The 11,474-nt window shown below is 42.4% G+C and carries 11 protein-coding genes, 1 tRNA gene and 1 pseudogene; 5 read left to right on the forward strand and 8 right to left on the reverse strand.

Annotation, left to right across the window (positions count from 1 at the left end; all coding sequences use genetic code 11):
* Positions 1–29 precede the first annotated feature (29 nt).
* The 4 genes from V7K61_RS21485 to murA form a co-directional block, all read right to left on the reverse strand.
* A complete protein-coding gene (locus V7K61_RS21485; RefSeq protein WP_094353398.1) occupies positions 30–1,214 on the reverse strand; it encodes an NAD(P)H-quinone oxidoreductase subunit H in 1,185 nt (394 codons plus the stop codon).
* A gap of 643 nt (positions 1,215–1,857) precedes the next feature.
* Complete coding sequence (locus tag V7K61_RS21490; protein WP_335056317.1) at positions 1,858–2,301, reverse strand: type II toxin-antitoxin system VapC family toxin; 444 nt, start codon at positions 2,299–2,301, stop codon at positions 1,858–1,860.
* On the reverse strand, positions 2,289–2,510 hold the full coding sequence (locus tag V7K61_RS21495; RefSeq protein WP_335056319.1) for a hypothetical protein: 222 nt from the start codon (positions 2,508–2,510) through the stop codon (positions 2,289–2,291). Before V7K61_RS21495 ends, V7K61_RS21490 begins: the two co-directional genes overlap by 13 nt.
* Positions 2,511–3,206: 696 nt before the next feature.
* Positions 3,207–4,574, reverse strand: coding sequence for a UDP-N-acetylglucosamine 1-carboxyvinyltransferase (gene murA, locus V7K61_RS21500; protein ID WP_335056355.1), 1,368 nt, complete (start codon positions 4,572–4,574; stop codon positions 3,207–3,209).
* A gap of 411 nt (positions 4,575–4,985) precedes the next feature.
* Between murA and V7K61_RS21505 the strand changes: the two genes are divergently transcribed.
* Both V7K61_RS21505 and V7K61_RS21510 read left to right on the forward strand, forming a co-directional pair.
* Positions 4,986–5,066, forward strand: a tRNA-Leu gene (locus V7K61_RS21505).
* 79 nt (positions 5,067–5,145) lie between these two features.
* The gene (locus V7K61_RS21510) at positions 5,146–5,928 is read left to right on the forward strand and encodes a TrmH family RNA methyltransferase (protein WP_335056321.1); all 783 of its coding nucleotides are present in this window, start codon (positions 5,146–5,148) and stop codon (positions 5,926–5,928) included.
* A 14-nt stretch (positions 5,929–5,942) separates the two neighbouring features.
* Here V7K61_RS21510 and V7K61_RS21515 read toward each other — a convergent pair whose 3' ends face one another.
* Complete coding sequence (locus V7K61_RS21515) at positions 5,943–6,191, reverse strand: hypothetical protein (protein ID WP_335056323.1); 249 nt, start codon at positions 6,189–6,191, stop codon at positions 5,943–5,945.
* Between the two features lie 372 nt (positions 6,192–6,563).
* Between V7K61_RS21515 and V7K61_RS21520 the strand changes: the two genes are divergently transcribed.
* Both V7K61_RS21520 and V7K61_RS21525 read left to right on the forward strand, forming a co-directional pair.
* Positions 6,564–8,234 (forward strand): ABC transporter ATP-binding protein, encoded by a 1,671-nt coding sequence (locus V7K61_RS21520; RefSeq protein ID WP_335056325.1) that lies wholly within the window; start codon positions 6,564–6,566, stop codon positions 8,232–8,234.
* Positions 8,235–8,374: 140 nt separating this feature from the next.
* A complete protein-coding gene (locus V7K61_RS21525) occupies positions 8,375–8,878 on the forward strand; it encodes a GNAT family N-acetyltransferase (protein ID WP_335056327.1) in 504 nt (167 codons plus the stop codon).
* A 39-nt stretch (positions 8,879–8,917) separates the two neighbouring features.
* Here the strand turns inward: V7K61_RS21525 and V7K61_RS21530 are convergent, their stop codons facing one another.
* Together V7K61_RS21530 and V7K61_RS21535 are read right to left on the reverse strand one after the other, a co-directional pair.
* A complete protein-coding gene (locus V7K61_RS21530) occupies positions 8,918–9,145 on the reverse strand; it encodes a hypothetical protein (RefSeq protein WP_335056329.1) in 228 nt (75 codons plus the stop codon).
* A gap of 24 nt (positions 9,146–9,169) precedes the next feature.
* On the reverse strand, positions 9,170–10,276 hold the full coding sequence (locus V7K61_RS21535) for an IS630 family transposase (RefSeq protein ID WP_335056331.1): 1,107 nt from the start codon (positions 10,274–10,276) through the stop codon (positions 9,170–9,172).
* Between the two features lie 60 nt (positions 10,277–10,336).
* Between V7K61_RS21535 and V7K61_RS21540 the strand changes: the two are divergent.
* Positions 10,337–10,552: pseudogene (locus V7K61_RS21540) on the forward strand (XisI protein); the annotation flags it as partial.
* A gap of 15 nt (positions 10,553–10,567) precedes the next feature.
* Here V7K61_RS21540 and nadC read toward each other — a convergent pair.
* Complete coding sequence (gene nadC / locus V7K61_RS21545) at positions 10,568–11,434, reverse strand: carboxylating nicotinate-nucleotide diphosphorylase (RefSeq protein ID WP_335056357.1); 867 nt, start codon at positions 11,432–11,434, stop codon at positions 10,568–10,570.
* Positions 11,435–11,474: the final 40 nt, after the last annotated feature.

The raw sequence follows: 11,474 nt of genomic DNA on the forward strand, positions 1-11,474 counted from the left end.
TCTAAAAATTACTGAGATAGATATTTACTCTACCTATCCACAGACCCCATAATTACGTCAACACTACCGAGAATCACCACAATATCTGCAACCTTCATCCCGCGCAGTAAATGTGGAACAATTTGGAGATTGTTGAAATCTGCGGCGCGAATCTTCCAACGTGCAGGGAAGACATTATCATCGCCAACCAAATAAATTCCCAATTCACCTTTGCCACTTTCGACACGGGCGTAGATTTCACCCTTGGGAATCTTGAAAGTGGGGGAAACTTTTTTGCCGATGAATTGATAATCAAATGCGTCCCACTCAGATTTTTTACCTGCGGCTAAACGCTTCGCTTCCAGATTTTCGTAAGGGCCGCCAGGAAGTCCTTTAATTGCTTGGCGAATAATCTTCACAGATTCGCGCATTTCCCGCATCCGCACCACATAACGGGCAAAGCAATCACCAGCTGTTTCCCACTGCACATCCCAGTCGAAATCGTCGTAGCATTCGTAATGGTCAACTTTCCGCAAATCCCATTGCACGCCAGAAGCACGTAACATTGGCCCAGAAAGTCCCCAGTTAATTGCTTCTTCACGGGTGATAGTCCCAATACCCTCAACACGTCGCCGGAAGATAGGGTTATCGGTTACTAAGCGTTCGTACTCATCAATTTTCGGCAATAGGTATTCGCAGAATTCCAGACACTTATCTACCCAACCGTAAGGTAAATCGGCTGCTACTCCACCAACACGGAAGTAGTTATTATTCACCATCCGATAACCTGTGGCAGCTTCCCACAAATCATAAATCATCTCCCGTTCCCGGAACTGGTAGAAGAAGGGAGTTTGTGCGCCTACGTCAGCTAGGAAGGGGCCAAACCATAGCAAGTGGTTAGCGATGCGGTTCAACTCCAGCATGATGACGCGGATGTAGCTAGCGCGTTTGGGGACAGCGACACCTGCAAGCTTTTCTGGGGCGTTGACGGTTACAGCTTCGTTGAACATTCCCGCCGCGTAGTCCCAACGACTAACGTAAGGAACGTACATAACATTAGTGCGGTTCTCAGCAATTTTTTCCATTCCCCGGTGCAAATAGCCGATGACTGGTTCACAGTCAACGACATCCTCGCCATCCAGAGTCATGATTAGCCGCAGAACCCCGTGCATTGAAGGGTGGTGTGGCCCCATGTTTAGCACCATCGGTTCAGTGCGGGTTTCTAGTCTGGTCATAGATTTCGTGTTCTCCGTTCGTGAAAATATTGAATTCAACCGCGCAGATGCCAACTAGACCCAATTTATCTTGTTTGTCAAGCCAAAGTAAGGGTTGTGGGAAGAGGAATTTGATTTGATGTTTAATTTTGTTGCACTTCTTCAACTATTATATGGAAGCTCGATATGCACTTAATTAAGGCATCGAATTTTTTTATCTCATGGTGCTGGGAGAACGGGGTAAAAGAAGATGCGTTTTCTCAATGATAACTATTGACTTCTGAGTTTATACGTAAGCTATAGAGATATTGTGTCAGCTATATTACAGTTTCATGAGGCTGATACATATTTATGCTTTCAATCAAGAGCGTTTTGATCGGCTAATTTAAAAGTTATAAGTTTTTGCTAACAAACAACCCCATCTTTATAAATCGCACGTTGCTTTTCTGGCTACTTTGGAAATTGTCACAGCAATTTTTCATGGTCGCAGAGATCCAAAATCTTGGCAGATGCGAACCTAACAGGGGAATTTAGTGGACAGACGAAAGCTGCTACACGTCTACGCTTTGTTTTTGAGGTTTTCTGTAAGGCTTAGGCGTAGCCCGTCGTAGACATCGCTTACAATGCCATCATACAATCAGCGATCGCAACATACAAAAAAGACTCAAACTATGAGTGTATCGAACACTAACACTGATAATGCTGGTAAAGACGGCAACCGCGCATCATTTGTCAAGAAAAATGATGCACCTCCACGAATAGCAGTAGCCATTTGAATAGCATCTGGGGTTCTTAAGTTATAATCTGCCCTTAGTTGTGCTGCATTTTCAGCAATGTCGGGAAAAACTTCGATAGCTGTTAAACCTTGAGAATTAAATAGAATTTCACGATATTGTTGAGCTAATCCTGTATTTCCTTGTCGCAAGGGATAGACTAATACTTCCGTAATAGTCAAAACTGATGTTACAACGCTAAACTCACCACGAAACATAGCTTCAAAAAAAGCATCTGTAACATCCAAATAATTAGGATTTTCTTCAATAAAGTAAATCAGTGGAGCAGTGTCCAAACCCACAATTTGCCCCTGTAGCTGGACTAGCCATTCCATGAATCACGTTCCTGGTTAACGTATTCTTGAACATCAATGCCATTCCAGATTTCTTTACCTAAGCCACGTAATTCGAGGATATTACGCTTTGGCTTAGGTGTCATCATCATCTGTTGACGAATTAAGCTTGATAAGTCTTCAATTAAGCGTATTTGCTCTTCGGGAGTTAGGCTTTGAGCTTGCAGTAGTACTTCTTGATAATTAGACATAAAATTTAAACTTCCACTTCTCTGGATTTTAAGTTAAATATACACAGACAGACTGCATTTCTTTATTTTACAAATAAACGTAGATAGGTTTGATATCTGCTTGTTTATCAGAATAACTGTTGCGATCGCACACTCTTCCACAACAGGTAATCGCTTTGTTTTTGAGGTTTTCTGTAAGGCGTAGGCGTAGCCCTTTGTAGACATCGCTCTTTACAATGACCCCACCAACGACTTCCGTCCGCTAATCTGAAGTTTAAGGTGGCTGGCTGGCAACTGCAATAAATCTACTCTGATGCTACCGATTTAAGAATGTATTACAAACCAATAAAACAGCATGAGTATTATACCCAAAGTGATAAGTATAATTTGTGAGGACTTGAAATATAAAAAGACCAGCCTCCCACAGCTGGTCTAAAAAATGTTTTTGCGTTGTCTTCTCAAGAGAGTTAAAACCCAATTACGCGTTCCCAAAATGCAACGGGCAACTTTTCTTAACAATATTGTAACAGCCAACACAGATTTTTCTAGAATATTCATCAAAAAAAGATATGGACAAAGCTTAAAAGCCTCTATCTATCAGGAGAATTCAGCAGATCGCAAGGTATAGATGGGAGAGAAGAAGGCAGACAAGGGAGAAAATTTTACCTTGTCTGCTTTATTCTTCTTATCCTTTGCGTCAGTCTCAACCGATCGATTTCAACTTGACAGGCTACTGATGCTGGGAGCGATTTCTGCATCTTTTGGTGTTTCGCCCACGCGGAGGATTTTAGCCCCCAATTGCTGCAACTTCATATCAAGTCGATCGTAGCCGCGATCGAGGTGCTGTAAACCTTGAATTGTGGTTTGTCCTTCTGCTGCTAGTCCGGCGATGACTAACGCTGCCGATGCTCGTAAGTCTGTACCTAATACTGGTGCGCCAGATAATTTTGGTACTCCCCGAACGAAAGCAGCATTGCCTTTGACACGAATATCTGCCCCTAAACGATTCAACTCAGAGGCATGACGCAAGCGATTTTCAAAGACGGATTCGTTAATTACGCTGTCGCCTTCTGCCACTGTCAGCAAAGCCATGAATGGCGCTTGCATATCTGTGGGGAAACCTGGATGGTATTGAGTTTCAATATCCGTTGCCTTAAGGCTTTCCGCTGGCAGAATGTGTAAGTGGTCAGGCTTTTCATCAATTATTGTCACTCCAATATCCCGCAGCTTGGCAATTACTGGGATGAGATGTTCTGGAGCCACTGGCGAGAGAATAAGTTCTGAGCGAGTAATTGCTGCTGCCAGCAAAAACGTCCCGGCCTCAATGCGATCGGGAATAATGCTGTAGTCAACAGAATGCAACTTGGGGACTCCTTCGATAATAATTCTGCTAGTCCCCGCGCCCTTAATCTTCGCTCCCATTGCGTTACAGAAGTTAGCTAGATCGACTACTTCCGGTTCTCTGGCAGCATTTTCGATGATCGTTTCACCCTCTGCGAGGGTAGCCGCCATCATCAAGTTTTCCGTTGCTCCAACGCTGGCAATGTCTAAGTAAATCTTCGCACCTTTTAATCTCCGGCTGCTGCCAGGGACGTAGGCATTACAAATGCCATGCTCAATTTGTACTTCCGCTCCCATTGCTTGCAGTCCTCGAACATGCAAGTCAACTGGTCTTGCCCCAATCGCACAACCGCCTGGTAAGGGCATCTGTGCTACTCCCAGTCTTGCCAAAATGGCTCCAATGGCGAAAAAACTCGCTCTCAACTGGGTAACTAATTCGTAGGGAGCTTTTGATGTTTTAATCTCGCTGGCGTTGATATCTAAAATGTCACCTTGTCGGGTTAATTGCACACCCAAAGCTAATAACACCTGACCCATCCGCTCTACGTCCGCTAACAAAGGGACATTACGGATACGACAATCGCCCGGACACAGCAAGGCTCCAGCCATGATTACCAATGCTGAATTTTTTGCCCCGCTAATTTTTACATGACCCCGCAAAGGATGCCCACCCCAAATTTGCAAGACTGAGGAGTCTGCTTCTGGAGCAATTTTGGCATCTGGTAAGCTGGTAGAAGGATTAATAAGCCTACCTCCAAAAGTAATACGTATTTTATATGTTTGAAGTTGGTTTTGATTCTACAGTAAAGATTCAAAATGTCCACGTTTTAAAGCACTGTTTTGTATAAAAAAATTGCTTTTTGGGTGAAAATCTAGGCTGTAAACAAGCAATAGCAGGCTTTTTGAGTTTTTTAAAAAATTTAAAAAAAGAATCAATAAACAGTAGTTTTAAGCAAAATTAAATACTCAGTAAAATAACTTAAGTATTCTCTAAAAATCAATGCTGTACTGTACTGTTCAGTTAATATTTTGATTCGACGTTGTGCCTGAAAAACTCGTTTCCAGTTAGAGACTTTTAACGAGGCATTATGCTTTTACTTGACAAAGGTAAAACATAACGCAATAATAAGAAATTGTCGATAAGCACAAATGCCAGCGGAACTGGCGGAATGGCAGACGCGCTAGATTCAGGTTCTAGTGCCGCAAGGCTTCCGGGTTCAAGTCCCGGGTTCCGCATAACCAGTGCTGAGTGCCGAGTAGTGAGTGCTGAGAAGGAAAAACTCAGCACTCACTACTCAGCACTCACAACTAAAAAATGTTGACCAGTTTACAGAATTCCCTAGTCAAACAAATTCGCAAGTTGCACTCCACTAAGGAGAGGCACAAGCAACAGTTATTTTTACTAGAAGGGACGCACTTGTTAGAAGAAGCTTGTGCGGTCAATTACCCACTAGAAACAGTGTGTTGTACCCAAGATTGGCAAGTAGCCCATCCTTCGCTATGGGAAGAAGCTTGTAGCCGATGCGATCGCGCCGAAATTGTCAGTAGAGAAGTCTTGGATGCGATCGCTACTACAGTCCAACCAGATGGGGTGGTGGCAACGGCAAAACGCAGGGAACGCCAAACTCAAGTACCATTGACTGGTTTAGTGCTAGCTTTAGAAACGATACAAGATCCCGGCAACCTGGGTACAATGATTCGCACCGCCGCCGCAGCTGGAGCATCGGGGTTGTGGGTAAGTGGAGATAGTGTAGACTTGGATAGTCCTAAAGTTCTACGTGCTTCCGCAGGGCAATGGTTTCGCCTCGCAACAGCCGTAACCGAAGATTTAAAAGCGACAGTCCAACAAAGTCAGCAGGCAGGAATGCAGATAGTGGCAACCTTACCCGATGCGACTTTAACTTATTGGGAAGTGGACTGGCGAAAACCCAGTATGATTTTACTGGGAAATGAAGGTGCTGGATTGTCAGCAGATTTAGCAGCGATCGCAAACCACCAAGTCAGAATTCCTTTGAGTCCTGGAGTGGAATCTTTGAATGTGGCGATCGCAGCCGCTTTAATGTTGTACGAAGCTCAACGGCAATTGATTTGTCAGTAGTGAATTTTAACTTTTTACCCCAATTGGGTTTTTGTTTTTTCTTCGAGATATTGTTCAATATCAGCAACTGCGTCCTCAAGAGCCGCTAAATCAATATCTATCAAGTCTTCGTCGAGTTCTACTTCCGTGAAATTACTAGTGTGCAGTTGGGGGATCTCTTCTTCCTCTGTCGAATTTTCTTGTAAGATATCCTCCAACTGTTCAAGGGATTGTTCAAACACTTGATCGGCGACGCGGCGCTGTTCTGGCTGATTTTGCTCCATAATATTGACTTAAAAATCCTGATTTCCTGAATTAATTTTGATTCTAGTTTTTACAGATTGGAATTTTACACTTATAACATCATAGTTGTGTGCTGTATCAACTTTAGCAGTGGTTATCAAGAATATCGATAGCTGTCTGTAATTAAGAGAAGGCAGGAGGCAGGAGTCAGAATTCAGAATTCAGAATTGCTTATTACTCTACCAATAAAGGGATAGAGTAATAAGCAAGGAAAAAGATTCAGCTGCGCTATCACCCAGTCATACAGAATTTATTCTGAATTCTGACTTCTGAGTTCTGAATTCTTCTTCATTTGATAGACTATCCTAAATTTGAAATTATAAAAATTGGTAGCTCAGGGCTGATAACTAACTATGAGTGAAGCCTTATTCTGTATCGAAAATCTGCGAGTTGCCTATCCGGCGCGGAGTGGAGAAGAAGCAAGCTGGGCGGTTGATGATGTATCTTTCACCTTGAAACCAGGTGAAAGAATGGGATTGGTGGGAGAGTCAGGTTGTGGTAAATCCACTATTGGACGGGCAGTAATGCGTTTACTACCATCCTCTAGTCGGATTGAGGGACGGGTGATATTTCAAGGACAGTCAGTGTTTGACTTGACACCTAACCAGTTGCGGAAATTTCGGGGAGAAGCGATCGCCTTAGTTTTTCAAGATCCCATGACACGCCTCGATCCGTTGATGACTATTGGTAAGCATTGTATCGAAACCCTCCAGGCGCACTCACCAGAATTATCAACGCGGGAAGCTAAAGAAAAAGCACTTGCTACTTTAGCAAAGGTAAATATTCCCGCTAGTCGCTGGAATCAGTATCCCCATGAGTTTAGCGGTGGAATGCGCCAACGAGTAGCGATCGCATTAGCTTTACTCCTCAACCCCAAGTTTATTGTTGCTGACGAACCCACCACCAGTTTAGATGTCACCGTTTCCGCGCAGATATTGCAAGAATTAACTCGCTTGTGCGGTGAAGAAAACATGGGATTATTGCTGATATCTCACGATTTAGCAATGGTGGCTGAGTATTGCGATCGCATTGGCGTGATGTACAACGGCAAGATGGTTGAAATGGGTGCTACAGAAACCGTATTTAGGCAACCTCAACATGAATACACGCGATCGCTCCTAAAAGCAGCTTTACACATTCAAGCAGTAACTGATAGTGGAGAATTGATCATTGCCAATGACGAAGAAAAGCAATTACCGATTATTAATCAGCAATCTCCAATTTTGAGTGTTACAGAACTCAAGCAACACTACACCATAGAACCTAACTTTATCGAACGACTGTTTAATACACAAACGCAGACGATTAAAGCAGTAGATGGAATCAACCTGGATATTTATTCAGGAGAAATTCTCGGCTTAGTCGGGGAATCTGGTTGTGGCAAAAGTACACTATCACGAACAATTTTGCAACTAATTCGTCCCACTAGTGGCAAAGTTGAGTTTTTAGGACAGGATTTAACTAAACTGTCGCGTCAAGAAATTCGTTCTTCACGGCGACAAATACAAATGGTTTTTCAAGACCCTCATGCTTGTCTCAATCCAGCGATGACTGTGGGACAAAGTATCGCAGATCCTTTATTTATCCACAATTTAGCCAATCCTGCCAAGGCGAAAGAACAGGTTTTGTGGATGCTAAATAAAGTTGGGTTAACACCGCCAGAATTGTATTATGAGCGTTATCCCTCGGATTTGTCTGGGGGACAACAGCAACGAGTTGCGATCGCTCGTGCTTTGATTACTCACCCTAAACTTTTAATCTGCGACGAACCAGTGAGTATGCTAGATGCTAGCGTCCAGTCGCAAGTACTGGATTTAATGTTGCAATTAAAGGAAGAGTTTGAGTTAACTTATCTATTCATCACTCATGATCTTTGGTTAGCTCGATTTTTGTGCGATCGTATTGCCGTGATGAATGGCGGTAAAATTGTCGAACTCGGTGATACAAAAAAGATTTTTGCAAATCCTCAGCACCCTTATACCAAAACCTTACTAGCTGCTGCTCCCTTACTAGCACGTGCATAAAATCAGGAGTTATGAGTTTAAAATTCCTAACTCTTAACTTCTAACTCACATAACAAGTACGATAGAAGCCGTAGAATTGCTACTGTTAACACTGTATTATTTTTGAATATTTTCTGAAAATTTTTTCCGAGACGGTAGCAATGACTATTCGCCATGCGGCTGAAACTGACTTACCTGCAATTGTGGCAATTTACAATGCCGCAGTTCCCAGCCGCATGGCAACGGCTGACTTAGAACCAGTATCCGTAGAAAGTCGTCTTGCTTGGTTTAAAGGGCGATCGCCTTCGCAACGCCCACTTTGGGTAATTGAAATAGACGGAATAATCGCTGGATGGCTTAGTTTCCAATCCTTTTATGGGCGACCCGCCTATAGTAAGACTGCCGAAATTAGTATTTACATAGCCCCTAACTTTCATCGGTCTGGCTTGGGACGGCAACTCTTAGCACAAGCAATTAACGAAAGTCCTAGTTTGGGTATAAAGAGCCTAGTATGCTTCATTTTTGCCCACAATCAGCCCAGTTTAAAACTCTTTGAAACGTTTGGTTTTGAACGCTGGGGACATTTACCTAACATTGCCGAACTTGATAGTGTTGAACGGGACTTAGTGATCGTGGGACTACGAGTTAGTAAACCTGTTGTTTAAAGCGATCGCTATTTTCTTAGACTTGTAAATTAAATTCGCTCACAATTGGTCTGGATTAATCCCCCGTTCTTGTAGTAAAGGACGGAGAGCTTCTAACTCGGTCTCAGCTTGCTCTGCTCGTTGTCTTTCTTGCTGTCGTTGTTGGTCTAGTTCCAAAAAGGTCAAAAAGCGATCGCCATCAGGACGATAAATTTGCAGTTCTTCCTCAGTTAAATCGAAACGCACCCCCAATCTAGGACTCACCCAACCAACCATTTGGTCAATCACTTCTAAGCTGTTACGTAGCTAAATTTAATAAACAGCATTACCTTTATTTTTAATTTTGCGTTCCCATTTAATAATAAGACCTCCTTCATTTAACAATTTATTTAACAACTCTTCTAGCTGTGAGACTGACTCGAACAATCTATGAGCTATATATTCTTTTGCTGAATGCCAAACCAATTCAATTAAATTATAATCTGGACTATAAGGTGGTAGAAATTCCAGGATAATATTTGGCATTTCTGCCTTGATACGAGCCAAAATATCTTTTCTTTTATGGAAGCTGGCATTATCTAAGATAATCACTATTTTCGCAGAACATTTATTGAAAGTCTCAATTGAATTTTCTTGCTCTATCCATTCTTGCAAGAGAAAATTATTCAAAGATTTAAGCTGCTCATAAAATACATCTGCATTTCCTTTTTTAATTACAAAATTCATTCTCTTCTTGTCGTGATAACGTAACCCTCCCATAATATTTACTCTTCCTCTTCTTCTTTGACCTGTGATTTGTTTTCTTGTACCTTTCTTACCCCAGTTTTTTCTTCTTATCACTCTTAAACTAAATCCACTCTCATCCCAAAACCATACCTGTAAACGCTCTGGAGCAACATTTGTTATTCTTAAGTATTCTGACAATTTTTCTTTAAATGCCTTACGTATTTCAGGATTCTGTTTGTCCTCTAGGCTGTATTTTGCCCAAAGATAAACGTACTTTTTTCGCTCTAATATTCTCCCAACTTGCGAACCACTTAACTTAATTCCTGTTATCTTTTCGAGGTATGTGGCTAGTCTTGCTGCTGTCCAACTACCAATTTCATACCCATACTCTAGTGGTTCTTTCTCAATTATTTCTAATAATAAATTCTCATATTCTCTGGTAACTTTGCGGAAGTTACCTTCTCTTCTACCATCTAAAAAACTTTCTAGGTTATCTGGATCGCCGTGAACTGCCCAATATGCTACCGTTGGATATGCAATGTCTAAAAACTTACTAATTTCCTGATAAGTTTTTCCATCATTCATTAATAATAAAATCAATATTTTTTCTCTTACGTATGGATTCTCATGCTCTTTTAGAGTTTTTAGTAACCGTTCCTTCTGCTCTTTAGAAAGGTGGTTTTTTGCTGGCATAGGTGGCTGATGCTAGGTTAATTACTTGGCTTTATTATACAATCAAGCTGCGTAACAGCTTACCAACTAGTCTACGTTGGTTGGCGCGGCTCAAAGCGACTGTATGGCACTGTCCTTCACCTCGACATCATTGATCGCAAAATTTGGATTCAACAAGATGGTACCGAAGTTGGGATTGCAAACCAGTTAGTTGAACTCGGTGTCCCCAAAGAAGACATTGTTTTAGGCTTTGATCCTCCAAAAATGCGACATTACACCGACTTTGCAATAGGATGATTCACCTTATGATATTTAAAGTACAATCCTCATACTCAAATCCAGCCACTTCGATTGAGTAATCGGCGCACTGCTAGAAATATAGTCAACACCCGTTTCTGCCACACTGCGAATCGTTTCCAGAGTCACATTCCCCGAAGCTTCAATTTTCACTCGGTTATCCTGCTGGCGAATTAACTGTACCGCCTGACGCATCATATCCAAAGGCATATTGTCCAACATAATAATGTCAGCCTTGTGCTGCAAAGCTTCTTTCACCTGCTCTAAACTTTCCGTCTCAACCTCTATAGTCAAAGGATAAGGAATCTGAGAACGAATACGGGTAACAGCTTCTCCAATTCCCCCAGCCGCCGCAATGTGATTGTCCTTAATCATCACTGCATCATCCAACCCCATACGGTGATTAATCGCCCCACCCAAAGCAGTCGCATACTTTTCCAACAGTCTCAGCCCTGGTGTAGTTTTACGCGTGTCCACCAACTGAGCAGGTAAATCTGCAATTTTCTCTACATATATATGAGTCAGGGTAGCAATCCCACTCAACCGCATAGCCAAGTTGAGTGCCACCCGTTCCCCCATCAGCAGCGCATCAAGCGAACCATGAATTTCGGCTACCACCTGTCCCGGCTCACACCATGCACCTTCAGGCGTAACCGCCACAAAGCTGACTTTTTCATTCAAAATCTGAAACACACTAGCTGCAACTGGTAAGCCAGTAATTATCCCTGAAGCTTTAGCGATCCATTTAGCAGATCCTAGCGTCACATCTTCTACTAGAAGCGTATTTGTAGTGCGATCGCCCCTGCCAATATCCTCCACCAACCAGGTACGCAACAGAGGATCTAAAACTAGCCTTGGCGGCAAAACAGCAGAATAGCTCACAAACTTATTGCTTCCTAAGAGACTTCCAGGAATACTATAG

The organism is Nostoc sp. (genome assembly GCF_036918015.1).
Lineage (GTDB): Bacteria > Cyanobacteriota > Cyanobacteriia > Cyanobacteriales > Nostocaceae > Nostoc.